Annotated in this window: 23 protein-coding genes and 1 pseudogene; 16 read left to right on the plus strand and 8 right to left on the minus strand. The window is 71.4% G+C overall.

What is annotated here, in order from left to right; translation table 11 throughout:
• Window positions 1-15 precede the first annotated feature (15 nt).
• Both GTY56_RS39985 and GTY56_RS16275 read left to right on the plus strand, forming a co-directional pair.
• A complete protein-coding gene (locus tag GTY56_RS39985) occupies window positions 16-168 on the plus strand; it encodes a hypothetical protein (protein WP_167345865.1) in 153 nt (50 codons plus the stop codon).
• 2 nt (window positions 169-170) lie between these two features.
• Window positions 171-1424, plus strand: a complete 1254-nt coding sequence (locus tag GTY56_RS16275) for a PucR-like N-terminal domain-containing protein (RefSeq protein ID WP_161366101.1) — start codon at window positions 171-173, stop codon at window positions 1422-1424.
• Window positions 1425-1441: 17 nt separating this feature from the next.
• On the opposite strand, the gene GTY56_RS16280 is transcribed toward GTY56_RS16275, so the two are convergent.
• Complete coding sequence (locus GTY56_RS16280; protein ID WP_202510277.1) at window positions 1442-3451, minus strand: TerD family protein; 2010 nt, start codon at window positions 3449-3451, stop codon at window positions 1442-1444.
• A 224-nt stretch (window positions 3452-3675) separates the two neighbouring features.
• Between GTY56_RS16280 and GTY56_RS16285 the strand changes: the two genes are divergently transcribed.
• Both GTY56_RS16285 and GTY56_RS16290 read left to right on the plus strand, forming a co-directional pair.
• The gene (locus GTY56_RS16285; RefSeq protein ID WP_161366103.1) at window positions 3676-4449 is read left to right on the plus strand and encodes an IclR family transcriptional regulator domain-containing protein; all 774 of its coding nucleotides are present in this window, start codon (window positions 3676-3678) and stop codon (window positions 4447-4449) included.
• A complete protein-coding gene (locus tag GTY56_RS16290; RefSeq protein ID WP_161366104.1) occupies window positions 4446-5300 on the plus strand; it encodes an SMP-30/gluconolactonase/LRE family protein in 855 nt (284 codons plus the stop codon). The genes GTY56_RS16285 and GTY56_RS16290 overlap by 4 nt, the downstream gene beginning before the upstream one ends.
• A gap of 48 nt (window positions 5301-5348) precedes the next feature.
• Here the strand turns inward: GTY56_RS16290 and GTY56_RS16295 are convergent, their stop codons facing one another.
• The 3 genes from GTY56_RS16295 to GTY56_RS16305 all read right to left on the minus strand — a co-directional run bounded on the left by GTY56_RS16295 (window position 5349) and on the right by GTY56_RS16305 (window position 8818).
• Window positions 5349-6749 (minus strand): FAD-dependent monooxygenase, encoded by a 1401-nt coding sequence (locus GTY56_RS16295; RefSeq protein WP_161366105.1) that lies wholly within the window; start codon window positions 6747-6749, stop codon window positions 5349-5351.
• Between the two features lie 231 nt (window positions 6750-6980).
• Window positions 6981-8210: a hypothetical protein gene (locus GTY56_RS16300; RefSeq protein WP_161366106.1), complete on the minus strand. Its 1230-nt coding sequence runs from the start codon at window positions 8208-8210 to the stop codon at window positions 6981-6983.
• Entirely contained in the window at window positions 8207-8818 is a 612-nt protein-coding gene (locus GTY56_RS16305; protein ID WP_202510278.1) for a toxin-antitoxin system, toxin component family protein, read from the minus strand. Before GTY56_RS16305 ends, GTY56_RS16300 begins: the two co-directional genes overlap by 4 nt.
• Before the next feature lie 248 nt (window positions 8819-9066).
• On the opposite strand from GTY56_RS16305, the gene GTY56_RS16310 reads away from it, so the two are divergent.
• From GTY56_RS16310 to arfA, 4 genes are all read left to right on the plus strand, one after another.
• Complete coding sequence (locus GTY56_RS16310; protein WP_161366107.1) at window positions 9067-10422, plus strand: extracellular solute-binding protein; 1356 nt, start codon at window positions 9067-9069, stop codon at window positions 10420-10422.
• Window positions 10422-11360 (plus strand): carbohydrate ABC transporter permease, encoded by a 939-nt coding sequence (locus tag GTY56_RS16315; protein WP_161366108.1) that lies wholly within the window; start codon window positions 10422-10424, stop codon window positions 11358-11360. The genes GTY56_RS16310 and GTY56_RS16315 overlap by 1 nt, the downstream gene beginning before the upstream one ends.
• Window positions 11357-12190, plus strand: coding sequence for a carbohydrate ABC transporter permease (locus tag GTY56_RS16320; RefSeq protein WP_161366109.1), 834 nt, complete (start codon window positions 11357-11359; stop codon window positions 12188-12190). The genes GTY56_RS16315 and GTY56_RS16320 overlap by 4 nt, the downstream gene beginning before the upstream one ends.
• Before the next feature lie 101 nt (window positions 12191-12291).
• A complete protein-coding gene (gene arfA, locus GTY56_RS16325) occupies window positions 12292-13803 on the plus strand; it encodes an arabinosylfuranosidase ArfA (protein ID WP_161366110.1) in 1512 nt (503 codons plus the stop codon).
• A 19-nt stretch (window positions 13804-13822) separates the two neighbouring features.
• Here arfA and GTY56_RS16330 read toward each other — a convergent pair whose 3' ends face one another.
• Window positions 13823-16795, minus strand: coding sequence for a glycoside hydrolase family 35 protein (locus GTY56_RS16330; RefSeq protein ID WP_161366111.1), 2973 nt, complete (start codon window positions 16793-16795; stop codon window positions 13823-13825).
• Between the two features lie 124 nt (window positions 16796-16919).
• On the opposite strand from GTY56_RS16330, the gene GTY56_RS16335 reads away from it, so the two are divergent.
• The 4 genes from GTY56_RS16335 to GTY56_RS16350 all read left to right on the plus strand — a co-directional run bounded on the left by GTY56_RS16335 (window position 16920) and on the right by GTY56_RS16350 (window position 19960).
• Window positions 16920-17378, plus strand: a complete 459-nt coding sequence (locus GTY56_RS16335) for an RrF2 family transcriptional regulator (protein ID WP_161366112.1) — start codon at window positions 16920-16922, stop codon at window positions 17376-17378.
• A gap of 311 nt (window positions 17379-17689) precedes the next feature.
• Window positions 17690-18343 (plus strand): DUF4360 domain-containing protein, encoded by a 654-nt coding sequence (locus GTY56_RS16340; protein WP_161366113.1) that lies wholly within the window; start codon window positions 17690-17692, stop codon window positions 18341-18343.
• A gap of 152 nt (window positions 18344-18495) precedes the next feature.
• Entirely contained in the window at window positions 18496-19047 is a 552-nt protein-coding gene (locus GTY56_RS16345) for a YciI family protein (protein WP_161366114.1), read from the plus strand.
• A 73-nt stretch (window positions 19048-19120) separates the two neighbouring features.
• Window positions 19121-19960 (plus strand): arginase family protein, encoded by an 840-nt coding sequence (locus GTY56_RS16350; RefSeq protein WP_161366115.1) that lies wholly within the window; start codon window positions 19121-19123, stop codon window positions 19958-19960.
• Window positions 19961-19973: 13 nt separating this feature from the next.
• Here the strand turns inward: GTY56_RS16350 and GTY56_RS16355 are convergent, their stop codons facing one another.
• Together GTY56_RS16355 and GTY56_RS16360 are read right to left on the minus strand one after the other, a co-directional pair.
• Window positions 19974-20156, minus strand: a complete 183-nt coding sequence (locus tag GTY56_RS16355; RefSeq protein WP_161366116.1) for a DUF397 domain-containing protein — start codon at window positions 20154-20156, stop codon at window positions 19974-19976.
• Complete coding sequence (locus GTY56_RS16360; RefSeq protein WP_161366117.1) at window positions 20153-20995, minus strand: Scr1 family TA system antitoxin-like transcriptional regulator; 843 nt, start codon at window positions 20993-20995, stop codon at window positions 20153-20155. Before GTY56_RS16360 ends, GTY56_RS16355 begins: the two co-directional genes overlap by 4 nt.
• Before the next feature lie 130 nt (window positions 20996-21125).
• Between GTY56_RS16360 and GTY56_RS16365 the strand changes: the two genes are divergently transcribed.
• The 4 genes from GTY56_RS16365 to GTY56_RS16380 all read left to right on the plus strand — a co-directional run bounded on the left by GTY56_RS16365 (window position 21126) and on the right by GTY56_RS16380 (window position 24297).
• A complete protein-coding gene (locus GTY56_RS16365) occupies window positions 21126-21599 on the plus strand; it encodes an ATP-binding protein (protein WP_161366118.1) in 474 nt (157 codons plus the stop codon).
• A 28-nt stretch (window positions 21600-21627) separates the two neighbouring features.
• The gene (locus GTY56_RS16370; protein WP_161366119.1) at window positions 21628-22110 is read left to right on the plus strand and encodes a pyridoxamine 5'-phosphate oxidase family protein; all 483 of its coding nucleotides are present in this window, start codon (window positions 21628-21630) and stop codon (window positions 22108-22110) included.
• A complete protein-coding gene (locus GTY56_RS16375) occupies window positions 22107-23165 on the plus strand; it encodes a hypothetical protein (protein WP_161366120.1) in 1059 nt (352 codons plus the stop codon). Before GTY56_RS16370 ends, GTY56_RS16375 begins: the two co-directional genes overlap by 4 nt.
• 151 nt (window positions 23166-23316) lie before the next feature.
• Window positions 23317-24297, plus strand: a complete 981-nt coding sequence (locus GTY56_RS16380; protein WP_161366121.1) for an arabinan endo-1,5-alpha-L-arabinosidase — start codon at window positions 23317-23319, stop codon at window positions 24295-24297.
• Window positions 24298-24378: 81 nt separating this feature from the next.
• Here the strand turns inward: GTY56_RS16380 and GTY56_RS40590 are convergent.
• Window positions 24379-24819: pseudogene (locus GTY56_RS40590) on the minus strand (histidinol-phosphate aminotransferase family protein); the annotation flags it as partial.

The raw sequence follows: 24819 nt of genomic DNA on the forward strand, positions 1-24819 counted from the left end.
GAGGCTGACCCTGCGATGTCGAGACTGCTCGCTGCCGCGCTGACCGTCGCGCTCGCCGCCGCCCTCGCCGTGGGCGCCGCGCTGGGCGTCGTCGCGCTGCTCGAAGCCACACCCGACCAACCGAACACCCCCCTGATCACGTACGAGCAAACGGACCAGGGGAGTTGACCGTGACGGCCGCCCGCACCGCAGCCGCCCTCTCGACGCGCTCGGCCTGGCACGAGGTACCGCGCTTCCAGGTACGCCGGTTCGCCGCGATCGCCATGGCCGAGGCGCCCGCCCTCGCCGAGGAGATCCTCTGCGAGATCCAGCGGGAGTACCCGCACCTGCCCGTCGTCCTCGACGACTCCGGCGAGCCGATGGCCCTGGTCGGCATCCGCCGGGCCATCGAGGTCTTCGTGCAGCACCTGGAGCACTCGGAGGGACGCCCGACCGTCCCGCCCGGTGTCTTCCAGGACTTCGGCCGCGGCGAAGGCCTCAACGGCCGCTCCCTCGACTCCCTCCAGGCCATCTACCGCATGGGCGTACGCCTGGCCTGGCGCCGCTTCGCCGACATCGGTCAGCGCGTGGAGATCCCGCCCCCGGCGATGTACGAACTCGTCGACGCGGGCTACGAGTACCTCGACGGTCTGGTCGACCAGTCCGTACGCGGCTACGCCGAGGCAGCCGCCCGCCAGGCCGGCGAACGCCTGCGTCTGCAACGCCGCCTCATGGAGCTGCTCCTCGCCGAGCACCACCGCGGCGACCCCTCCGAAGCCCTGACCGAACGCGCCGCCCGGATCGGCTGGCCCTTACCGGCGAAGGTCGCGGTCGGCGTCCTGCTCCGCCCGGCCCGCGAGGCGATGGCCCCCGCGGTCGGCCAAGGCGTACTGCTGGACATGGAGTACGAGCAGCCCCGCATGGTCGTGCCCGAGCCGGACGCGGCGGGCCGCTCGGAGCTCATGCACCGGGCCCTGGCCGGCTGGTCCGGCGCGATCGGCCCACCGGTCCCGCTCACCGAAGCGGCCAAGTCCCTGCGCTGGGCGGAGGCGGCGGTCCGTCTGATGGAACGGGACCTCCTCCCCTCCGGTGAGGTCCTCTACTGCACCGAACACACCGAGGCCCTCGTCCTCCTCCAGCCCGAGGAGCTCATCGACGACCTGGCCCTGAGGTGCCTGGCCCCCCTGACCCACTGCGGCCCCACCCACGGCCGGCGCCTCGCCGAGACCCTCCTGGCCTGGCTGGAGACCCGCGGCGGCGCCCCGGAGGTGGCCACCCGTCTGGGCGTCCACCCCCAGACGGTCCGCTACCGCCTGCGTCAGATCCGCGAACTGTGGGGCGACGAGATCGACGACCCGGACCGCCGCTTCGAACTGGAACTGGTGCTGCGGGCGCAGCGGCTGAGGGGGGAGCTGGGAGGGATGCGGGGGCGGCGTGCCCGGTGAGCGGCGCCGCCCCGGTGTCATGCGGTGGCCCGCTCCTTCGCGGCGATCCGTCCGGATGGAGGAGCGTCCAAGTGCGCCACCACCGAGGTGTGGAAGCGGTGCACGGCGTCGTCGACGCTCCGGATGAACCCGGACTCCGCGCTGCCTCGGCCGCTTCCCATGCCCTTGAAGAGTGACAGCCGGAATCCGGTGATGCGGGTCGAGCTGTCTTTCGGCAGCAGATCCCCAGGTTCGGGACGCAACCGCTCCAGCGTGCCCCGCGGGCCGCCCGCCTCGCCTTCCACAAGAGTCTCGACGTGCAGATCCGCCGGCGCCTCGGCGAGACGACGGATCAGACGCTTGGCCCAGGTCAGTGGATAGCCCTGCTCGGGCGCCGGGATCTCCACGGACGTGCGCAGCTTGGCGGTCCGCAGGTCGGCGCTGATGGTGAGCAGACCGGGTGCCCCCTCGACCCGCAACTCCGCCTGGAGCCTGCCCTCCAGGCACAGCTGGTCCGCCAGGCGGGCGCGGCGGGTCCCGGGGTCGGTACCGCGCCGGGAACGCTGGGTGGGCAGCACCTTCTGCCCCAGCTCGCCCCCGAGCCGCAGGCACACCTGCCGGATGAGCCGCTCCCAGCTTTCCACGACCTCCAGGGAGCGGGGGTCGCCCTGACAGAGGGTCTCGTCGTTGATCCCGTTGCGCACGGGCACCCATGCGGCGCCCATGTTCTGGAAGCCGTGGCAGCCGGAGTTGTCGTGCTGGAGGTAGTGGAGCAAGTCCTGGAGCAACCAGGTGCGCGCCGCGTTGCCGACGCCCTCGTGCCGGATCAGCATCTGCGCCTGATGGGCCACTTCGGCCCAGGACAGGTGCCAGAGCGCCACCTGGTGCTTGCGGCGCCGGTCGATCTTCACGTCGACGAGTGGGCTGCCCTCGAGTGCCACGTCGTTCGACAGGGTGATCACGGCCTCGTAGCCGCGCCGGGCAGCGATGTCCATGTAGGCCTGTACCTGGTCGGACTTCAGGGGATTGCCGTTGGTCTTGGTCTCGACGAGGGCCGTCCACAGCTTGCCCGCGCGTTCGACGCGGATGACTCCGTCGGGGCGTCGGGGTGTGTCCCCGTGCGGCAGGGACACTTCGGTGAACGTCTCCATGCGGCCGGACGGCGCGCCGAAGGGAGCGGTGATGCGCCGGCCGAACCGCGGCACCTGGGCCATCACCGACAAGAGCACCGACGTGGCCCGCGTCTCCCGGTCCCGGTCGTTCTTGAGCGCAGACACCGGGAAGAGCCTGGCCTGTCTCCAGGACTCGTTCTCCGCCAGGCTCTTCACGGGCGCCCTGGGCGGTGTGACCTTCTTCTTCGCGGTGCGGGGCCGACCGGCCCGCTTCTTCGGCGGGGCCTCTTCCTCGGCCGGCGGGCGTGGTGCGGGCACCGCCTCCAGTGTCGCCTGTGGCGGAGCGCCGGGGGTGCTCACGGCGAGCTCCGGCGCCACCTCCCTCCCGGACTCCGCCTCGTCGTCCTCGATGTCGACGCCGAAGTCCGTTGCCAGTCCCGCCAGCCCGCTCTCGTACCCCTGACCGACGGCTCGGAACTTCCACTCCTCGCCGCGCCGGTACAGCTCACCGAAGATGATCGCGCTCACCTGGCCGGCGTCCTCGATGACGAACCGGAGGAGGCTTTCGCCCACGGCGTCGGCCAGCGTCACCTTCAGGTCGTCCAGTTCGCCGAAGCGCGCCCCCTCGTAGCGGCTCGCGGCCACGACGATCCGCTCCACCTCCGCCGGTACAGCGGTCAGGTCGAAGCTGATCCGGTCCTCGCTGCCGTCTCCCGTCGGCTCCTTGCCGAGCAGTTGCACACTGCCGTCGGGGGCCACCGGGTTGTTGTAGAAGTAGAAGTCGGCATCGCTGCGTACCTTGCCGTTCCCGTCCAGCAGCAGGACGGACACGTCGGCGTCGCCCTCCCCGGTCGGGCTGGACCAGCCCAGGCTGACGATCGCGGAGCCGACGTTCTCACTCAGGGCCGTTAAAGACACGTTCGAGCCCATGGTCATGTCCCGCACAGAAATCCCCCCACCTCTGCGACACCTGTGACGTGTCGCACACCGGGCACCTTAATGGGCACACCACGCGCATGTGGGGCCCTCGGGGGATTCCGCTTGTAGGCCCGCTGCCCATTGCCCGGACATACCTCTATGGCTAGCCTGTGTTCGTCATGCCGATCGCCTGTTGAAATCTCGAACACAGGCGCCTGAGACATTTAGGGAGGGGGCCGGTCGTGGGACGCCTCGTACCAGCCGTGACCCGGGCTCTCGACATTCTGGAGCTCTTCCTCGACGGGGACGGGACGCTCTCCGCCCCCGACATCGTCCGCAAGCTCCAGCTGCCGCGCACCACCGTGCACGAGCTGGTGACCACGCTCGCCGCCCGGAAGTACATCGTCCCGATGCCCGGTCAGCCCGGACGCTACCGGCTCGGCGTACGCCCGTACCAGCTCGGGGCCCGGTACTCCGAGCAGCTGGACCTCGCGGCCGAGGGCCAGCAGGTCGCCCGGTCCGTCGCCGAGACCTGCGACGAGACCGTGCACGTGGCGATCCTGGAGGACACGGACGTCATCTACATCGCCAAGGTCGACTCCACGCACGCCGTGCGGATGGTGTCGGCGGCCGGCCGCAGGCTGCCCGCCCACTGCACGTCCGTCGGCAAGATGCTGCTGGCCTCCCTTCCCGAGCCGGAGCTCACCGCGCGCATCCCGGACAGCGCCCAGCTGGCCGCGATGACTCCCAACAGCATCACCGACCCGGGCGCGCTGCGCGAGGCCCTGGCCGAGATCCGTGAGCGGGGCCTCGCCGTGGAGAACCGCGAGTCCAACCCGGACGTGTCCTGCGTGGCCGCGCCGGTCCGCGACCGCACCGGGCAGGTCGTCGCCGCCCTGTCGATCTCCGTGCCCATGATCCGCTGGAGCGAGGAGCGCCGCGCCGAGCTGGAGCAGCTCGCCGTCAAGGGCGCCGCCGAGCTGTCCGAGCACCTCGGTCACCGGAGCCTGGCATGACGGCGACGGCGCCGTACGAGGTCGCCGTGCGGGCCGAGGCCGAACTCGGCGAGGGGCCCACCTGGGACGCGGCGGCCGGCCGGCTGCTGTGGATCGACATCCTCGGCTCCCGCCTGCACACCTACGACCCGGCTACCGGGCGCCGCACCGTCCGCCGTACGGAACAGCACATCGGCGCCGTCAAGCCGCGCGCCGGCGGCGGCCTGGTGCTGAACCTGCGCGACGGGATCGGCCTCCTCGGCCCGGACGGCCGCTTCCGCTGGCTCCACCACGAGCCGGTCCCGGGCCGCCGCGCCAACGACGCCGCGATCGCGCCGGACGGTGCGCTGTGGGCGGGCACCATGCGCTACGACGAGGCGCCGGGGGGCGGCACGCTGTCCCGCGTCACCGGCGAGGGCACCGTGGAGGTCGTGCTCGACGACGTCGCCGTCAGCAACGGCACGGGGTGGAGCCCCGACGGGCGGCTCATGTACTACATCGATACCCCGACCCGGCGGGTCGACGTCTTCGACTACGCGGACGGACGGATCTCCGGCCGGCGGACCCTCGCCCGGGTCGAGGAGACCGCGGGCTTCCCGGACGGGCTGACCGTGGACGCCGAGGGGTGCGTGTGGGTCGCCCTGTGGCAGGGCTCGGCGGTGCGGCGGTACACCCCCGGCGGTGAGCTGGACCGGGTGATCGAGCTGCCGGTGCCGCTGGTGACGGCCTGCGCGTTCGGCGGGCCCGACCTGACCGACCTGTACATCACCACGGCCCGTACCGGGCTGACCGAGCCGCCCGCCTTGGCGGGGTCCCTGTTCGTGGTGCCCGGGGCGGGCAAGGGACTGGCACAGCCCGCGTTCGCCGGCTGACGAGCGGCGGGGCGGCCGGGAGCCCGAACCGCACCGGGCCACCCTGGCTCAGCCTCCCGTGCGGTCCAGGCGCCGCAGGACCGCACGCTCGTCGTCCGTCAGCGGCGCCCCCACCGCCGCGGGCAACGGCGGCCCGCTCAGCGTCGCCAGGACCGTCGACGGCCGGAGCAGCCGGGTCGGCCCCGTCGTCATGCTCATCACGTCCCAGACCGCCGACGCCGCCGTGTAGGAACCGGTCGCCGTGCGGATCATGCGGCGGGTGTAGGCGGTGACCAGACGGTCGGCGACCCCGGGCGAGCCCCCGCGCGTCCCGGGGTACCAGACGTCCTGGCTCACCGCCATCGTCCACGCGGACTCCACCGGCCTGGCCACCCTCCGCTGCACCCGCCGGGCGAGCCCGGGCTCGCCGAGGCCGGACCGCCGCAGCTCGCGGTCCAGCTCCCGGGCGCCCAGCGCGGCCACCGACATGCCCTGTCCGTAGGCGGGGTTGAACGTGGCCAGCGCGTCACCGAGGACGACGAGGCGGTCGGGCCAGGAGCGGACCTTCTCCAGGTACCGGCGGTGATTGCTGGTGCTGCGGCTGACATGGACGTCGGTGAGCGGTTCCGCGCCGGAGATCAGCCGGCCCACGATCGGGTCGGGCAGGTCCAGGGTGTACCGGAGGAACGCGTCCGGATCGGACGGCGGTTCGCCGCCGCCCCGTGTACCCGCGAGGCTGACCATCCAGCGGTCGCCCTCGATCGGCAGCACCATGCCGCTGCGGCCGGGCCGCCCCTGGTACGGATCGGCCTGCACCATGGTCAGAGGGAACCGCCCGGCTCCCTCGGGAGTGCGGTAGAGACGGGTGGCGTTCACCAGGCCGGCGTCCACCGTCTTCTCGCGCACGTCGTCGACGCCCAGCGCCGCCAGCCAGGTCACGATCCGCGAGCCGCGGCCGCTCGCGTCCACCACGAAGTCGGCGGCGAGGTCCTCCTCCCCGGCGGCGGTCGACAGGCGGACCCCGGTCACCCGCTGCCGCGACCCCGTCAGCTCCAGCACCCGCGCCTTGCGGATTACCACCCCGGTGCTGTCCAGCACGGCGCCCCGCACCGCCCAGTCGAGCAGGGCCCGGGTGCAGGTCAGCATCCGCGGTCCGGGGTGACGCCAGCGCCGGAACCAGCCCTCGGGCGTCAGCGCGACCATGCCCGAGCCGAGCGGAATCTCGTGCGCACCGGCGGCCAGCAGGTGCTTGCGCATGCTCACGCCCGGCACCAGGTCCTCCATGGGGGCCAGACCGCCGGCCAGGAGGAGATGCGCGTGACGTCCCTGCGGCAGGCCCTTGCGGTGCTCCGGCCCCTCGGGCAGATCGTCGCGGTCGAGCACGACCACCTCGTCCGCGACGGCGGACAGGGCCGCCGCGGCCAGCATGCCGGCCAGACCCGCACCGATGACGACAGCTCTACGCGACATGCGACTCCCCGCGATCAGCCATGAAGGCTCCTTTGCCCTGAGGGCATTCCCCGTCGTCCGGCCGCAGCCGCGCGGCGCACAACACCCGTCCGCCGGCGCCGGTTTCGAGCCACACGGGCCCGCCCCGGACGGCTCTCACCGTACCTTCACATACCGTGCGCGGCCCCCGTGCGGGTCACGTCGACGCGATCCCGCCGGAGGCGAGGGGCACCGGTCGCGGGCGGGGCGTGGTCAGCCGGTCAGCGATCTGCCGTCCGTGTGGTCACGTGCCAGGGCGCGGATCGCCCGGAGGTCCTCCGTGCGGCGCAGGGCCCGGGACACGGCACCGATCTCGCGCAGCAGGTCCGTGGTGTCCCGGGCACCGGTGCCGTCGTCCTGCCGTGTCCGGTTCCCGGCGTCGGCCGCGTCCAGGATCGCCGCGGTGGCGGCGAGCGTCCTGGCCCGGTCGGGCGGGTGACCGAGGGCGAGGGCGGCATCGTGGAACCGTTCGCGCCGGTCCTCGTCGATGTGCCGGGCCAGCGGCAGCAGCACGTCGCGGATGAACGTCTCCCGGCGGACCAGCCGCAGCTCCGGCGTGGCGCGCAGCAGGAACGGGACCCCCGTGCCGTTGACCGTCCTCATCAGCAGGTACAGCGGCCGCAGTTCGTGGTGGGCGAGCCGGACGTGCCAGCGGCCGTGCAGGTACTGCCCGGCGTGCGGGAGGATGAAGCCGACCGCGATGAGCACGGCGGACAGGCAGGCGAGCGGCGGGGCGACGGCCGTGCTCAGCCAGTCGACGTTCCGCCCGGACCAACGGGCCACCACGGCACTGATCTTGGCCACGTCGAAGAACAACTGCGCCGCGTAGCCCACGCCGAGGAACTTCAGCCCCCAGCGCAGCAGCGAGTCGAGCCCGTCGGTGCGGACCCAGTTCCAGATCAGCCCGTTGGTGACCAGTGCGGCCACGGTGTGCGCGAGCAGGTACAGCACGATCACCTCGCGCATGTACGGGGTGTTCGCGTAGTACGTGTCGAGGTCCCGCAGCCGCTCCACCGGCACGTCCGCGAGGGCGAACAGCACCCACATCGCGACGATCACACCGGAGTAGACCGCCACGACCCCGCGCATCGCGCGCCGGGTGCGCTCCGAGCGGTCGGACAGACCGTTCCGCCAGGAGATGATCAGCAGCAGGCAGAAGGCGCAGAACGCGGTGAGCAGCGAGTAGACCCAGGGTCCTGAGAAGTTCGCCACCCCGGTGAGCCGGTTGACCCGGGCGATCGTCGACGGCGCCACGAACACGAACACCGCGCAGGCGAGCAGCAGCAGCCCGCCGACCGCGCGCAGCATCGGGTCCTTCCAGAGCCGGATGATGCTCGGCAGCTTGATGGCCAGCGCGGCCGCCAGGACCCCCGCGGGGATCCACCAGAAGTTCGGATAGAACTGGTTGACGAACTCGGCCGGGGTCAGCGCCACCGTCGTCACGGTGCCGCACCCCCTCGCGGTCCCCGGTAGTACAGCGACCGCTGCACGGGTTCGAGGGGTGCCGCCGGCCCGCGCCCGCCCGGCAGCAGGGCCCGGCACCCCGCCGCCAGCCGGTGGCCGAAGGCGTCGGCCTCGGCCTCGTCCCGTTCCCGGGAGCCGTTGCGGGCGGCCACCGCCAGCGCGGCGTCGTCCCACCCCGGCCGGTCGGCGAACGCGTGGGCCGCCGCCGCACCCGCCCCGTGGTGATGCCCGTGCCCCGCGTGCAGATGCCACAGTTCATGCCCGAGGATGACCAACTGCTGCACCGCCTCGGCCCGTTCCTCGACGATGACGAGGTCGAAGTCCTGGAACTCCACCCACAGGCCGGTCACTTCGATCTCGTCGGGGAAGCGCTCGAAGCGCAGCTCGACGGGCCGCCCGCCGCGCCGGCTGCTCATCTCCTCGCACAGTGCCCGGCACAGGGACCGCACGTCGGTGGGGTGGTCCGGTCTTTTCCGTACCGCGGTGGCGAGTTCGGCGGCCAGGCCGCGCATGGCCGAGCCACTGCGTGAGCGCCTGAGCGCGGCGGAGAGTCGGGCGGCCCGGGCCCGCGCGCCCGCGATGTCCATCGCTCCCCCTTCTCACCGCCGGCCGACGGCCTGTCGCGGGTCCGAGACTACGCGCCCGAAAGTGTGCGCGTCATGCGATCCGGCGTCCGATGTTCAAAGGAGAACGACCGTTCCTGTCCGGAAAAGTCCCGACCGAAGTCTGACCGGACCATTGACGGGCCAGCGCTTCGAATTTACGGTCCCGTTCGAAGTAACGAGCGCTATCCGAAATACCGAACGGCTTTCGTCATCGATCGTAAGGGCAGGGCATGGCAGGACCTGACCTGAATCGCAGGCAGCTTCTCGGCGGGCTCGGCGGGCTCCTCGTCGCCGGCAGCCTCGGCTTCGCCGCGCTCGGCACCGGCGCCGACGCACTCGCCTCCGACGCCGACACACGGGTGCGCTACTGGAACCTCTTCAGCGGCGGCGACGGCTCCAACATGATCGCGATGCTGGACGCCTTCCGTGCGGCCAACCCGGACCTCGCCGTCAAGGACTCCACCCTCCAGTGGGGCAGCCCCTTCTACACCAAACTCGCCATGGCGGCGGCGGGCAACCGCGCGCCCGACCTCGGCGTGATGCACCTCGGCCGCGTCACCGGCTTCGCCCCCGGCCGCCTCCTCGACCCCTGGGACATCGGCCTGCTCGCCAAGTACGGCGTCCGGGAGCAGGACTACAACCCCACCCTGTGGAAGCGCGGCGTCATCGACGGCAAGCTCTACGCCCTCCCGCTCGACATCCACGTCCAGCTCTGCTTCTACCGCAAGGACGTCCTGAAGAAGGCGGGGCTCCTCGGCGACGACGGCCGGATCGTGCCCGTCACCTCCACCGACGAGTGGTTCGACGTCCTGAAGGAGGCCAAGCGGGCCACGAAGAAGGGGCTCCAGACCATCGGCATGTGGAACGCCGACCAGAACTTCCAGTGGTGGTTCTTCGTCGCCTTCTACACCCAGCTCGGCGGCACCTGGTTCGACGCCGGCGGCACCGAGGTCACCTTCGACACCGACAAGGCCGTCCGGGTCCTCGAGTTCCTGCGCCGGCACGTCACCGACGGGTACTCCGACCCGGGCTTCGGAGGCCTCGCGAGCGCCGAGCAGTTCATCAACGGCTCCCCCTTCGTCTGGGAGGGCAACTGGTCGGTCCCGGTCTACTCCGGAGCGAAGCTCGACTACGGAGCGACCCCCCTGCCGCCCGTCTTCGGCCGGCAGGCCACCCACGCCGAGTCCCACTCCTTCGTCCTGCCGCACCAGTCCGAGCGCGGCGGCGCCGCCAACGAGGCCGCCCACCGGCTCGCCGCCTACGTCGTCCGGCACGCCCGGCAGTGGGCGGCCGGCGGTCATATCCCGGCGTACACCCCCACCCTGTCCACCGCGGCGTACAAGAAGCTGGACCCGCAGAGCGAATACGTCTCCGCCATGGACCACCAGGCCACCGAGCCCAAGGTGTGGTTCGCGGGCTCCACCGGCATCCTCGCCCAGCGCGTCGGCCCCGTCGTCGTCTCCTCGACGATGGGCTCCGCCCGGCCGGAGACCGCGGCCGGCCGCATGAGGAAGGCGCTCACCCAGCTCCTCGCCACGAAGAACCCCATGGACGGGAAGACCGCCGCGGAAGGAGGTGCCGCCTGATGGCCACCGGCGCCCACACCATCGCCGCACCCGCACGCGTGACGACCGCCGCCGGCAGCGCCACCCTCCGCCGCCGGCAGGGCTTCCAGCACGGCGGCTGGTTCGTCGCCCCGTTTCTGCTGCTCTTCGCCCTGTTCGTGATCTGGCCGCTGCTGCGCGGCGTCTACCTCAGCTTCACCGACGCCAACATCACCGGTGAGGGCGCGAGCTTCGTCGGCCTCGACAACTACCGCGAGGCCCTGGACGACCCCCTGGTGTGGGACTCCCTCGGCCACAGCGCGTACTTCACGCTCCTGGTCGTCCCCTGCATCACCGTCCTCGCCTTCCTCCTCGCGATGCTCGCCCACCACATCGACCGCGGGAAGTGGCTGTGGCGGCTGTGCTTCTTCGCCCCGTTCCTCCTGCCGTCCACCGTCGCGGCCAACCTGTGGCAGTGGCTGTTCAATCCCGGCACCGGCATGATCGACCACGTCTTCGGCCTGGAGACGCCCTGGCTGACCGACAAGTCCTACGCGATGCTCGCCATCGTCATCACCACCCTGTGGTGGACCGTCGGCTTCAGCTTCCTGCTCTACCTCGCCGCCCTCCAGGGCATCCCGGACCACCTCTACGAGGCCGCCAGACTGGACGGCGCGAACGCCTGGCACCGCATGGTCCACATCACGCTGCCGCTGCTGCGCAACATCACCGGCCTGGTCGTCGCCCTCCAGGTCCTCGCCTCGCTCCAGATCTTCGACCAGGCCGTCGTGATGATGGACTTCCTCCCCGGACCCGAGGGATCGACCCGCACCTTCGTGCAGTACACGCTCGAAGAGGGCTTCACCAGCTACCGCGTGGGCTATGCCTCCGCGATCTCCGTCATCTTCTTCGTGATCATCGCGGCCGTCGCCCTCGCCCGGATGTGGCTGCTGCGCAACCGTGAGGAGAGCGCCCGATGACCACCAAGGCGTGGACGCCCAGCCAGATCCTGCTCACCCTCCTCGCCACGGCCGTGTCGGTCGTCTTCCTCGCGCCCTTCGCCTGGGGCCTGTTCACCTCGCTCAAGTCCGAGACCGAGGCGGTGCAGGTCCCGCCCCACTGGCTCCCCGAGGACTGGACGGGCCAGGCCTGGAAGGCCCTCTTCGAGTCCGGCAACATCACCAACTGGTTCGTGAACTCGCTGGTCGTCTCGGTCTGCGTGACGTCCGTCGTCCTGCTGGTGAGCGCCCTGGCCGGCTACGGCTTCGCCCGCACCGACTTCCGCGGCAAGAACGTCCTGATGGGCATGGTCATGGCGGGCCTGATGATCTCCCCGGCGGTCCTCGGCGTGCCGCTCTTCACCACCGTCCAGCAGATGGGCATGGTCGACACCTACTGGGGCATGATCCTGCCGCAGTGCGCACCCGCCGCGATGGTCTACATCCTCTACAAGTTCTTCCAGGGCATCCCGCGCGAACTGGAGGAGGCCGCCTTCATCGACGGCGCCGGCCGCTGGCGGGTCTTCTTCACCATCGTCCTCCCGCTCTCCCGCCCCTCCCTCGCGGCGGTCGGCATCTTCACCTTCATCGCCTCGTGGAACAACTTCCTCTGGCCGTACATGGTGACCAACAACCCCGACCTGATGACCATGCCGAACGGCATCGCGACCGTCATGAACTCCTACGGCATCCAGTGGGCCCAGCTCATGGCCGGCGGCCTGATGGCGGGCCTGCCCCTGATCATCGTCTTCGTGTTCTTCCAGAGGCAGATCGTGGCGGGCGTGGCGCACACAGGCCTGGCAGGCCAATAGCGCCCATGTTCAGGGGCACGGGGAACCGCGCGAACAACCCCCCAACCCCCACGAAGCCGCAGCCGCCACCGAAACCGAACCACCCACCCCGAAAGGCGACCATGCACACCGCCCGCTTCACCCTCGACCCCGCTTTCACGGTCGGCGAGGTCAACCCTCGCCTCTTCGGCAGCTTCGTGGAACACCTCGGCCGCTGCGTCTACACCGGCATCCTCGAACCCGACCACCCCACGGCCGACGAAGCCGGCCTCCGTCAGGACGTCCTGGACCTCGTCAGGGAACTCGGCGTCACCGCCATCCGCTACCCCGGCGGCAACTTCGTCTCCGGCTACAAGTGGGAGGACTCCGTCGGCCCCGTCGAGGACCGGCCCCGCCGCCTCGACCTCGCCTGGCGCTCCACCGAGACCAACCGCTTCGGCCTCTCCGAGTACATCGCCTTCCTGAAGAAGATCGGCCCCCAGGCCGAGCCCGTGATGGCCCTCAACCTCGGCACCCGGGGTGTCGCCGAGGCCCTCGAACTCCAGGAGTACGCCAACCACCCCGCCGGCACGGCCCTGTCCGACCTCCGTGCCGCGCACGGCGACAAGGACCCCTTCGGCATCAACCTCTGGTGCCTGGGCAACGAGATGGACGGCCCTTGGCAGACCGGCCACAAGACGGCGCAGGAGTACGGCCGCCTCGCCGCCGAGACGGCCCGGGCCATGCGCCAGCTGGACCCCGGCGTCGAACTCGTCGCCTGCGGCTCCTCCAGCCAGTCCATGCCGACGTTCGCCGCGTGGGAGGCGACGGTCCTGGAGGAGACGTACGACCTCGTCGACTACATCTCCCTGCACGCCTACTACCAGCCCGAGGACGGCGACCTCGACTCCTTCCTGGCCTCCGCCGTCGACATGGAGTCCTTCATCGAGAACGTGGTCGCCACCGCCGACCACATCGGCGCGAAGCTGAAGTCGAAGAAGAAGATCAACCTCTCCTTCGACGAGTGGAACGTCTGGTACATGTCGGAGTGGCACGAGATCGAGAACTCCGGCGCCCGGGACTGGGCGGAGGCCCCGCGCCTGCTGGAGGACAACTACAGCGTCATGGACGCGGTCGTCTTCGGCTCGCTCCTCATCGCCCTGCTCCGGCACGCCGACCGCGTCACGGTCGCCTGCCTCGCCCAGCTCGTCAACGTCATCGCGCCGATCATGACCGAGCCCGGCGGCCCGGCCTGGCGGCAGACCACGTTCTTCCCGTTCGCGCAGGCCGCGCGGTACGGCCGCGGCCAGGTCCTGGACGTCCGGGTGGACTCGCCGACGTACGAGACGAGGAAGTACGGCGAGACCGACCTGCTGCACGCCACCGCCGTGCGCGCCGGTGACGGCACCGTCACCGTCTTCGCCGTCAACCGCAGCCGCACCGACGCCCTGCCCCTCGAAGTCGCCCTGAGGGGCCTCGACGTGGACCGCGTCGTCGAGCACAGCGCCCTCGCGGACGCCGACCCCGACGCCCGCAACACCCTCGACGAGCCCGAGCGGGTCGCTCCCCACCCGGTCGACGGCACGGCTCTGCGGGACGGCACGCTGAGCGCCGTCCTGGAGCCGCTGTCCTGGAACGTGATCCGGCTGGCCTGACGGCCCCCGGCCGGTCCGGTCAGACCGGTTTCACGGGCACCCCTCCGGCCGCGGCGCCCAGCAGCGTCAGCCGCACCTCGCCCGGCCCGGAGGGGGTGGTCCCGTCGGACAGCACCGCCAGCGCCAGGGTGTTGGCGCCCCGGGTGCGCAGGATGCCGTTCGGCAGCACGAAGGTGTGCTGCGGGCCCACGTCGTTGATGTACTGGCCCATGTTCCAGCCGTTGAGGAAGATCTGGACGCGGTACGCCCGCTCGGGGTCGTCGTCGAGGACGAGCCCGACCGAGGCGTCGACGCCGGGGGCGACGTCCAGCCGGAAGTCCGTCCGGTACCAGGTGACGCCCTGCCGCCGGCCGGCCGCGGGGAGCTCGGCGTCCTTCCAGTCCCCGTCGTCGTACTCGGGCAGGTGCCAGCCCTCGCGCTCCCCGTGCAGCCCGCCGGTGTTCATCGGACCGCGCACGGGGTCCGGCGAGGTCGCGCCCTGGATCCGCCACGTCACCCCGGGGGAGCCGCCCCCGAAGGTGACGGCGGTCAGCCCGCGCGCGGCCTTGTGCGTGTCGAGCGCCGCGCCGTCCATGTCGTGCTGCATCCGCCGGACGAGCACGGACAGCACGTGCCGCTGCTCCGGCTCTTCCTCGCGGAGCTTCTCCCGCAGCCGCTCCGGCAGGTCGAAGCCGGCCTTCGCGGTCCACGTGCCCTGCCGCGCCCGATCCTTGTCCGGCACGGGCATCCGGTGCGTGCCCAGCGGCTCGCCGTCCAGCCAGGCCATCAGCAGGCCCTGCGTGCCCGTGCTGTAGGCCAGGGACACGGACTCGATGCCGCTGTCGCCGGTCCACTCGCCGCGGTACCAGACGTCGCCGTAGTGGAAGCCGTAGTCGTCGGCGAACAGGACGGGCTGCCCGTCGGGCACGGGCGTGGTGCTGAACGTGGTCTCCTTGTCGGCCGTCGTCCAGGCCGAGTCGTCGAAGTCCGGCTCGGCCTCCGGGTTCCCGTCCCGCCGCCGCCAGCCGTCCAGGGCGGGCAGGGCCGGCCGGGTCACCCCGGGCAGCGGCCGCAGCGCCAGCAGACTTCCGGAGGCGCTGATCCGGGTGGGGACCGGGCGCCCGTTCCAGGTGACGTGGGTGATCCCGCGCGGCCCCCACACCTCCAGGCCGGTCTGCCCGGTGGTGTCGCCGGTGAGGTGGACCGTGGAGCCGCGCAGCTCGGCCGAGCGCAGCAGGGCGGGGCCGTAGACGAGGAGCGGGCCGGACGGGGTCTCGTAGGGCCACAGCCGCAGGGCGGTGGCGTCGTCGGCGAACAGCACCAGCATCGTCGTGTCCACACCGTCGCCCTCGACCCGCACGCGGCTCAGCCCGCCGGCCCCGAGCGGAGCGGTGATGTTCAGCTTGCCGAGGTTCCAGGACCAGGCGGGCTCCGCGTCCAGCCGCATGGGCGTCGGCTCGTCCGCGCACTCCAGCACGACCTGGGCCATCTCGCCCCGGCGGCCCGCGAACACCGCGATGTCCTGCCGTCCGGCGGTCAGGCTCAGCATGGGCTGCACGGTGGCGTGCACCAGCGTCCGCCGGCCGAGCCGCAGATTCGCGGCGATCAGCTTGGCGTCGTGGGCCGGGACGGTGACCGGCACGTCGATCCCGGCGTCCGGGAGCGGCGCGGAGACCGCCTCGCCGGTGTCGTTGCGCAAGACGTAGAAACGGGCCCCGGTGTCGGGGTTGGCCAGGTGGTAGACCTTGATCCGCTCGTCGGCCGCCCGCACGGACTTCGCCCGGTTCAGCCGGGCGAGGTCGGGCACGAACCGCAGCAACTGCCCGATCTGGTGCATCGGGGCGAGCTTCGGGGTGGCGTTGCGGGCTTCGTCGAAGGCGGCGCCGTAGTCGTACGAGGTGTAGACGGACGGCGCGGGCAGCCAGCCCCAGGAGGTGCCGCCGTACGTCATGTAGACGTTGTGCAGCGTGATGCCGTTGGCGAGGTTGGTGAGGTAGAAGCGCCGCTCGTACGCCGCGTCCCGGGTCCGGCGCGCCTCGGCGTACCCCTTGCCGTCGAAGAAGGACCCGCCCCACGGGTCGAACCAGCCCCCGCCGGACTCGGGCACGAACCCGGGCGTCTTCGGACTGGCCGTAGCCCCGCCCTTCTTGCCGCCGCTGCCGAACAACCCCCAGTCCGGAGGCACCTCGTCCGGCTCCGGGTACCCGTCGAACCCGTACAGCCAGCGCCCCTTCTCGCCGCCGGTGCCGAACGAGCCGGGCGCCCAGAAGCCGTTCCTGCCCTTGTCGTTGTGGAACAGCGGCACGTCGATGCCGTCGGCGCGGACCTTCTCATACAGGTACGACATGTAGGCGCGCCCGGACGGCTCGTCGACGTGCGCGTCGTACTCGTTCTCGATCTGGTAGAGCAGCACCGTGCCCGTACCCCGGGTGAACAGGCGCTTCGCGACGACGGCGTTGACGGCGGTCAGCCACTCGTCGACATAGCGCAGGTACGTGGGGTCGGAGGTCCGGGCCCGGCCCTCGGTGGCGGTCAGCCAGCCGGGGAAGCCGCCGGCGTCGACCTCGGCGTTGATGTACGGCCCGGGCCGCAGGATCACGTACATCCCCGTCTCGGCGGCCGTCCGCAGGAACAGGTCCAGGTCGCGCACGCCGGTGAAGTCGTAGCGGCCGGGCGCGGGGGAGTGGTGGTTCCAGGCGACGTACGCGCTGACGGCGTTGTAGCCGTGGGCGCGCATCTTCTCCAGCACGTCCCGCCACAGCGACGGGCTCGGCAGCCGGAAGGGGTGCATCTCGCCCGACCAGAGGACCAGCCGGCGGCCGTCGACGATCAGCGAGTGGTGGTCGAAGCCGATCTCGTGCGGCCGGCCGTCCGCGCTCGGCACCGGGGGCGGCGGGCCGGTGGGCGCGGGGCGTGCCGGGTTGGCGGAGGTCGGCGACCCGCTGCCGGTCAGCGCGAAGCCGAGCGCCGCCGTGCCGGCCAGAGCGTGGAAGGTACGCCTGCTGAGCTCCAAGGGAGCGCCTCCTGTTGTGCCATGCGGTACGTGGTGCGTGTGCTCGTCGTACGGGGTGCGTGTGCTCGATGTGTTGCGGGGTGCGTGTGCTCAATGTCTACAGGGTGACGGCCACAATGGTCCTATGAGGATCTCGGCACGTGCGGACTACGCGGTAAGAGCGGTCGTGGAGCTGGCCGTCCGGCAGGGGGAGGGGCCGGTCAAGGCGGAGGCCGTCGCCACCGCGCAGGAGATCCCCCACAAGTTCCTGGAGGGAATCCTCGGCGATCTGCGGCGTGGCGGCGTCGTCGACAGCCGGCGCGGCGGGGGCGGCGGCTACCGGCTGGCCAGGGAGGCCTCGGAGATCACGGTCGCGGACGTGATCCGGGCCGTGGACGGGCCGATCGTGTCGGTGCGCGGCGAGCGGCCGACCGGCCTCGCCTACTCCGGCACAGCCGAGCCGCTGCTGCCGCTGTGGATCGCCCTGCGGGCCAACGTCCGCAGGGTCCTGGAGGGTGTGACGCTCGCCGACCTCGCGGCCGGGGCGCTGCCGGAGCCGGTGGAGCGGCTGGCCGCGGAACCGGCGGCCTGGGAGAACCCCTGAGGGGCGGCGGTGGTGCGCGGCGCTGCGCGCACTGTGCGTGATCCTCATTCCGTCCTCGGGATGTCCTCGGTCCGACGCGCTGGTGCAACGCACCCTATGCGTCCGCCGGTACCGGGTGAATTCCCGCCAGTGTGAATGGCCGGTGAGCGACCTGGCCCGCCCGTGCCGCCCTGCGTACGATGCGACCGCTCCCGCTCTTCACATCTCCTTCATGGAATGGTCACAGGCCGGGGGTGTGTGTACTTGTCATTTTGACATGTGCATGTTCATGCATCGTCACGATCCACCCCCCACGAACGGATGGGAGAACCATGGCCGGTGGCCTGCTCCTGAGCGGCGCGATCGCCGCGCTGCTCACCAGCGCACTTCCCGCATCATCCCCGTCCTCCGGGTTCGACGACCCGCCCCCGGACAAGATCATCATCCAGGTCGCCACGGTGAACGGCTCCGGCTGCCCGCAGGGCACGGCGGCGGTCGCCGTCTCCGAGGACAACACGGCGTTCACGGTCACCTACAGCGACTACCTCGCCCAGGCCGGCGGCAGCTCCGACCCGACCGCGTTCCGCAGGAACTGCCAGCTCAACCTGAAGGTCCACGTCCCCGGCGGCTTCACCTACGCCATCGCCAGCGCGGACTACCGCGGATTCGCCTCGCTCCAGCGCGGGGCGAGCGCCAGCCAGCGGGCCTCGTACTACTTCCAGGGCTCGCCCAGCACGGTGTACAAGAACCACCCCTTCAACGGGCCCCTCAACGACAACTGGCAGGCCACCGACGAGACGGACTGGGCCCAGTTGGTCTACGCGCCCTGCGGAGTGCAGCGCAACTTCAACATCAACACCGAACTCCGCGTCAACGCCGGCACCCAGTCGGCCGACAAGGTCAGCTTCATGACGATGGACTCCACGGACGGGGACATCAGCACGGTCTACCACCTGGCGTGGAAGCAGTGCCCGAAGAAGTCGTGACGGTGTGAACGGGGGGCGGCTTCACCGGCCTTGTGGTCCGGTGGGTCGCCCTTCCTGCTTCCGCGCGTCGTCCGGCCCGTGGCCGAGGCCGGCCACGGCCGTACGGTCACGACGACGGAGACACGAGCGTAGCCACCGGGGTTGGATGAGCCATGGAGTTTTTCTGCTACCACCGCGACCGGCCCGGCTCCCTGCCCCTGCGTGAGGAGCTGGGAGAGGCGCACTGGGCCTATATGGACCGCTACGAAGCGGAGTTGATCGCCCGGGGGCCGACTTTCGGGGAGGACGGGGAGACGGTCACGGGCAGCGTGCACATCGTCGACCTGCCGGATGCCGCCGCTGCCCGCGCGTTCGCCTTCGACGAACCCAACTACCAGGCCGGGGCGTACCGGGACGTGCTGGTGCGGCGGTGGCGCAATCTTCTGGGGCGGACCATGGGGGAGTTCCCCGGTGGGCGGACGGGCGGGAGGCGCTACCTCGTGATCGGTCTCGGCTCGGGGGGCGGTGCCGACCTCGATGTGCCGGACGCCTGGCGGGACGAACTGATCGCGTACGGGCCGCTGCTGTCCGACGACGGTGCGGTGTGGGTGGGCACGGCGGCACTGGTGCGGGCTGTGAGTGCGGAGGCGGCGCGTGCGGTGCTGACCCCGGAGCCTTACGCCGCAATCGAGGTGCATGACTGGGAGTTCGGCGGGCGACGGTGAGGCGCCGGGGGCACGGCCGTCCGTGTCCCTGCCGCCCCTAGGCTGGGTTGATCACCGTCGAGAGGAGATTCCCGTGTCCGGTCGGGTCGTACTTGAGGTGGCCCAGTGGCAGGGGTCGGGAGCGGCGACAGCCGGCCGTCTGCGCAGTGGGGCGGCCCGGCTTGTCGAGTTGATGCCCGAAGGCCGGCGGCGCGCGGTCGTGCTCGACGGCGGCGCCGGGAACGCGCGGGGCGGCGTACGGAACGCAGACGTGCTGGAGCGGCACCTGCACGCGGTGCGCGAGGCGCTGGCCGAGGTTCCGCCGGGTGACACGATCGTGACCGTCGGCGGCGACTGCGGAGTCGATCTCGCCCCCGTCGAGACCGCCCTCTCCGCGTTCGGGGACCGGCTGGCGCTGGTGTGGTTCGACGCGCACGCCGACCTCAACACACCGGAGTCGTCTCCCTCCGGGGCCTTCCACGGCATGGTGCTGCGCGCACTCATCGGCGACGGACCGGAGGGCCTGCGACCCGTGCGGAGCGTGTCGGCCGACCGCGTGGTGCTGGCGGGGGCCCGGTCCCTGGACCCGGGCGAGCGGGACCTCGTCGAGCGTCGCGGCATCCGGCACGTCGGCGTCGAGCAGCTGGCCGAACCGGGTCCGCTCCTTGCGGCGGTGCGCGCGACCGGCGCCGAGGCGGTCTACGTCCACATCGACCTCGACGTCCTCGACCCGAGGGTCTTCCCTGCCGTCGGCACACCGGAACCCGGGGGGCTGGACGTCGACGGCCTGCTGGGAGCGGTGCGGGCACTGACGGGGGAGTTCACGCTCGCCGGCATCGCGCTGACCGAGTACGAGCGGGGTGAAGACACCGGTCAGGAGGAGGCCGTACTGCGGCGCATCGTCGACGGGCTGTTCGGGGCCGCCCAGGGATGAGCGGCCCCGACAGTCACTTGGCGGCGTGCGTGAGGAAGGCGGACCAGGCGGTGGGGGAGAGGTGGAGTTCGGGACCTTGCCGGTTCTTCGAGTCCCGGATGTGGATCGCTTCAGGGCAGGTGGCGACTTCCAGGCAGTCGCCGGAACCGCTGCTGCTGTAGCTCGACTTGAACCAGGCCAGTTCGCTGGTGCTCATAGGTCTCCTCGCAAGCGCTGCAACAGGCTCACGGAGTCTGAGAGGGAGAGAGCCTGTGCACGCATCCTGGCATACCTCCTTTGGAGCACGCTGACTACTTTCCGGTCGCTGATGAGCTGCCCGTTCTGCTGTCCTTCCAGGTAGGAGAACCAATGGTTCTCCGGGGTTTCCAGTAACTGCAGAGGGCCGTGCAGCCCCGCATGCGACTCCCGCATCAACGGCATGACCTGGATCTCGACGTTCCGCAACTCCGCGATCCCCAAGACGTGGTCGATGAGACCTCGTGTGACCTCCGTCCCGCCTGTGCGCCGTAGGAACAGGTGCTCCTCGAGAATGAAGCTGAACGCGGTGCTCGGGCGCTCCTGCAACAGTGTTTGCCGTTCGGCACGTGCTGCCCAATGGGCCTCGATCTGCTCGTCGCCCAGCGGGGGCAGCTCGTCGATGAACAGCTGGTGTGCGTAAGCCTCTGTCTGCAAGAGGCCTGGAACCATGCGGCACTCGTAGGTGTACAAGGTGATCGCCACCTGCTCCAGTTGGGCCCACCGTCGGAACCACGCGGCGAGCCCCGGCTGCCGCTCCAGGCGTCCCGCTGCCTTCTGGAGGACACCCGTCATCCCGAAGGCCTCTTCCGCCCGGGCCACGAACGTGGCATCCGGCATCCGCCTCCCCAACTCCACGGACGCCACCGTGTGTTTGGAGAACCGCACCAGCTCCCCGAACTCCTCCCGGCTCAGCCCCGCGTGCTCGCGCAAGCCCTGGACCACCGCTCCGAACGTCCGCAGACTGTCGGACGACTCCGGCTCGCCACCCGTGCCCGTCCCCACCGCGCCATCGACCACCGTCGGTCACCTCCCGAAGGGATCGTCACGGTTGGTCACCGGTACTGTCCAGTCTGTCACCGCGTACGCTGCCGCAGCGTACGCGGCGGCAGCCTGGAGAATCGCCCTTCTCGGCCGTCAGATTGGGCGCATGACGCCACAGTCCATCTCCCGGAACCCGGTCACCGTACGTGTGTTCAGGCAGCGCCTCAGCTCCACTCCGCGCGGTGCCCGCCTTGCCCGGCACCTCACGCTGAACCAGTTGCACACCTGGGGGATCCCCTACGGGACGGACGTCTCCGACGCGGCCGGCGCGATCGTGGCCGAGTTGGCGGCCAACGCCGTGACCCACGGGCGCGTCCCGGGACGGGACTTCGAACTGCGGCTGGCGATCGGCACGGGCAGCCTCCGGGTGGAGGTGACCGACACCCGCAGTGAGCCGCCGCGTCCGCCTGCTCCGGGGGCCGTGCGGCCACCCCGGCCCCTCGACGAGCATGGGCGGGGGTTCGTCCTCGTCGACGCGCTGGCCGATCACTGGGAGGTGCTCGACCGCGAGCCGCCCGGCAAGACGGTGTGCGCGGAGGTACATCTGCCGGAGTGGATGACGGAGCGGATCTCGAAATGATCGAAGCCTCAAGGGCGTTGGCCATGGCATGACCGACAGACCGACACCCCGCCTCCTGTCCGACGAAGCCCTCTCCGACCTGCTCGCCGCGCAGCGGTTCGGCACGCTCGCCACCGTCAAGCGCAGTGGTCACCCCCATCTGACCACCATGGTCTACAGCTGGGACCCCGACTCCCGCACCGTGCGGTTCTCGACGGCGGCCGACCGCGTCAAGGTCAAGCACCTGCGCCGCGCACCCCGTGCGGCGCTGCACGTGCAGGGCGGGGACGTCTGGTCCTTCGCCGTGGCGGAGGGCGACGCCGAGGTCTCCGACGTCACGACGGTCCCCGGCGACTCGGTCGGCCGGGAGCTGCTCGCGATGATCCCGCCCGGCGCCGAACCGGAGGACGAGGACGCCTTCCTCCGGCAACTGGTCGACGAGCGGCGCGTCGTCATCCGGTTGAAGGTGGACCGGCTCTACGGGACCGCGCTCGACACCGAGGGACAGGGCTGCGGCACGATGAGCGCATGAACGGACAACGGGGCAGCACTGATGAACCATCCCTCGCCGACCTCGCCCGGCGGCTCCTCGCCGCGGACACCGGCGGCTGGACGCCGGAGGGGGTGAACACCCTGGCGGACGGGCTCGGCTGGGCCCGGGGCGGCACGGCGGACCGACCCGTCCTGGTCACCGGCCGGTCCTCGGGCGACGCCCGCCTGCGTCCCGTCGGCACCTACGAAGAGCGGTACACCGCCGGTGAGTCGTACGTGGAACTCGCCGTGCCGGTGGCGACCGCCGATCCCGGCGCCGCGGCGCAGGCCGCCGCTTTCCGTGCCGCGAACGAGGAACTGACCGCGGCCCTGGGGCGGCCGTCCGTCATGGGATCGCACGGCGGCATGGGTCCCTTCTACGACAGCGGGCCGTCGTGGGGCGCCCCCTTCCTGCGCTGGCGCGGCAGTACGGACACCCTGGAGCTGCGCGCCGGGAAGGCGGGGCCGGAGCTGGTCCTACAGCCCACCGACCCGGCGGAGAACTGGTTCTGGCGTCAGGGCCACGGCGAAGAGCACGCGATCAGCGGCTTCTTCGGCAGCAACAGCGACCCCGCCAACGCCGGCCTCGGCTTCCCCGGTGGCTGGACCGCCCGCAGCTGGGAGACCGTCACCCGGTCGCTGGGCGACTTCCTGGAATCCCTGCCCGCCGAGGCCGTCGCCCTCGGTGTCGGTTTCGGAATGCCGTTCTACGGGCGGACCGGCGGTGGTGCACCCCTCCTCTTCGACCTCACGTGCGGCGACCGGCTGTCGATCGGCTGCTTCGCCCCGGACGACGTCGACGCGGCTGCGCTCGGCTGGGGCACCGTCGCCGAGCACCCGGGTACGGCCTCGGTGTGGCGCGACGACGATCCGCTGTGGCGCGTGGACGCGGGAGGGCCCGGCGAACCCAAGGGCCGCGCCCTCGCCGAGATGCTCGTGGCGACGGCCAGGGCGGCGGGGGTGGCCGAGCCGGCCGGTCTGATCGTCGGCGGTGAGGCCGAGTACGTGGACGGCTATCACGTCAGGTACTACGGGCTGGGACTTCCGACCGGCTGACCCGCCGCGAGCCGGACCTCGATGGTCCGCGCGGTTGTTGCCGCGCGGACCATTGACGCGCAAGGGGTTCGATTCTACGGTCCGTTCGAACTTGCGATCGCTGTTCGGGATGCCGGACGGCCCTGTCACCCCCACCGCAAGGAGGACCCGCATGAGCCGCTCCGTCCTGCGCAAGAGAACCGCCCTGTTCGCCCTCCCCGCAGCCTTCCTGCTCGCCCTCGTACCGGGCACGGCGTCCGCATACCCCAACCCCGGCCGGGTCACCGGCGACGTCGTCACCCACGACCCGTCGATGATCCGCACCTCGTCCGGCGCGTACCTGCTCTACGCCACCGGCGGCGGCATCGCCCACAAGACCAGCAGCGACCGCACCGCCTTCCGCAACGGCAGCGACGCCTTCTCCAGCAGGCCGGGCTGGTGGCGGAACTACTCGTCCGTCCCGGAGGCCTGGGCGCCGGACATCTCGTACCACGGCGGCAAGTACCTGATGTACTACTCCGTCTCGAAGTTCGGCTCGAACACCTCTGCCATCGGTCTCGCCACCTCCAGCACCGGCCGGCCGGGCAGCTGGACCGACCAGGGCACGGTCCACACCTCGAACTCGTCCAGCGACTTCAACGCCATCGACCCGAACCTCTTCGTGAACGACGACGGCAAGTGGTGGCTGTCGTTCGGCAGTTGGTGGGCCGGGATCAAGATGATCCAGATCAACCCCTCCACCGGGAAGCAGCTCTCCTCCAACACCGCCCGGTACTCGCTCGCCTCCCGTCCCACCGGGACCAAGGCCGTCGAGGCGCCCTTCATCGTCAAGCGGGGCGGCTACTACTACCTCTTCGCCTCGTACGACACCTGCTGCGCAGGCACCAGCTCGACGTACAAGGTGAAGGTCGGACGTGCCTCCGGTGTCACCGGGCCGTACCGCGACAAGAACGGCGTCGACCTGATGAACAACGGCGGCACGCCCGTCCTGGAGTCGCACGGCAGCGTCATCGGCCCCGGCGGCCAGTCGATCCTGAAGGACGCCGACGGCGACCTGATCGTCTACCACTACTACGACGGCAACGCGAACGGCACACCCAAGCTGGGCATCAACCTCCTGAACTGGAGCAGCGGATGGCCCGTCGCCCACTGACCCCGGAAAGGGACAGCGGTGCAGTCCACCAAGGGTGCGGGGAACTGCGCGACCGGCCACCCCGCACCCGCACCCGCCGAACTACCCGGCCTGCCCCATCCCCGCGGCGTTGGGCCAGCTCTGCGCTGCGGGCCACCCCGTGGCCGGCGCCGGCGTCAGCCCGTTCGTCCCCCGCACCTGCGCCGCTGTCAGGCCCCCACGGGCCGGAACACCCGGCGGCGTGGGCCCGGTGAACGGAGCGGCCATGGGCGACGGAGCCGGAGCCGGAGCCGGAGCGGGAACCGGCGCCGGGACCGGTGCCGGCGCCTGTGCCGCAGGCGTCAGCGGCGGGGCCGGGGCGGCCATCGGCTGAGGCGCGGGCTGCGGCACCGCCTGCGGCATCTGGGGCTGCGGCATCGCCGGCTGCGGCATCTGCGCCGCAGCCGGCATCGGCATCCCGCCGCCCGCACCCGCCGGTACGGCGGACGCGGCGGCGGGGAGCGGCATGCCGATGCCGGTGGCCGGGGCGGGCGCCGGGGCGGG

Source organism: Streptomyces sp. SID5643, from assembly GCF_009872555.1.
Classification (GTDB): Bacteria; Actinomycetota; Actinomycetes; order Streptomycetales; family Streptomycetaceae; genus Streptomyces; species Streptomyces iakyrus.

What these genes read in the sequence shown, in the direction of transcription:
- GTY56_RS16320 (WP_161366109.1), top strand. Translation starts at nt 11,357, where the DNA reads ATGACCACCAAGGCGTGGACGCCCAGCCAGATCCTGCTCACCCTCCTC.
- GTY56_RS16380 (WP_161366121.1), top strand. Translation starts at nt 23,317, where the DNA reads ATGAGCCGCTCCGTCCTGCGCAAGAGAACCGCCCTGTTCGCCCTCCCC.
- GTY56_RS16365 (WP_161366118.1), top strand. Translation starts at nt 21,126, where the DNA reads ATGACGCCACAGTCCATCTCCCGGAACCCGGTCACCGTACGTGTGTTC.
- GTY56_RS16295 (WP_161366105.1), bottom strand. Translation starts at nt 6,749, where the DNA reads ATGTCGCGTAGAGCTGTCGTCATCGGTGCGGGTCTGGCCGGCATGCTG.
- arfA (WP_161366110.1), top strand. Translation starts at nt 12,292, where the DNA reads ATGCACACCGCCCGCTTCACCCTCGACCCCGCTTTCACGGTCGGCGAG.
- GTY56_RS16280 (WP_202510277.1), bottom strand. Translation starts at nt 3,451, where the DNA reads ATGACCATGGGCTCGAACGTGTCTTTAACGGCCCTGAGTGAGAACGTC.
- GTY56_RS16375 (WP_161366120.1), top strand. Translation starts at nt 22,107, where the DNA reads ATGAACGGACAACGGGGCAGCACTGATGAACCATCCCTCGCCGACCTC.
- GTY56_RS16305 (WP_202510278.1), bottom strand. Translation starts at nt 8,818, where the DNA reads ATGGACATCGCGGGCGCGCGGGCCCGGGCCGCCCGACTCTCCGCCGCG.
- GTY56_RS16315 (WP_161366108.1), top strand. Translation starts at nt 10,422, where the DNA reads ATGGCCACCGGCGCCCACACCATCGCCGCACCCGCACGCGTGACGACC.
- GTY56_RS16345 (WP_161366114.1), top strand. Translation starts at nt 18,496, where the DNA reads ATGGAGTTTTTCTGCTACCACCGCGACCGGCCCGGCTCCCTGCCCCTG.
- GTY56_RS16340 (WP_161366113.1), top strand. Translation starts at nt 17,690, where the DNA reads ATGGCCGGTGGCCTGCTCCTGAGCGGCGCGATCGCCGCGCTGCTCACC.
- GTY56_RS16355 (WP_161366116.1), bottom strand. Translation starts at nt 20,156, where the DNA reads ATGAGCACCAGCGAACTGGCCTGGTTCAAGTCGAGCTACAGCAGCAGC.
- GTY56_RS16335 (WP_161366112.1), top strand. Translation starts at nt 16,920, where the DNA reads ATGAGGATCTCGGCACGTGCGGACTACGCGGTAAGAGCGGTCGTGGAG.
- GTY56_RS16310 (WP_161366107.1), top strand. Translation starts at nt 9,067, where the DNA reads ATGGCAGGACCTGACCTGAATCGCAGGCAGCTTCTCGGCGGGCTCGGC.
- GTY56_RS16290 (WP_161366104.1), top strand. Translation starts at nt 4,446, where the DNA reads ATGACGGCGACGGCGCCGTACGAGGTCGCCGTGCGGGCCGAGGCCGAA.
- GTY56_RS39985 (WP_167345865.1), top strand. Translation starts at nt 16, where the DNA reads ATGTCGAGACTGCTCGCTGCCGCGCTGACCGTCGCGCTCGCCGCCGCC.
- GTY56_RS16370 (WP_161366119.1), top strand. Translation starts at nt 21,628, where the DNA reads ATGACCGACAGACCGACACCCCGCCTCCTGTCCGACGAAGCCCTCTCC.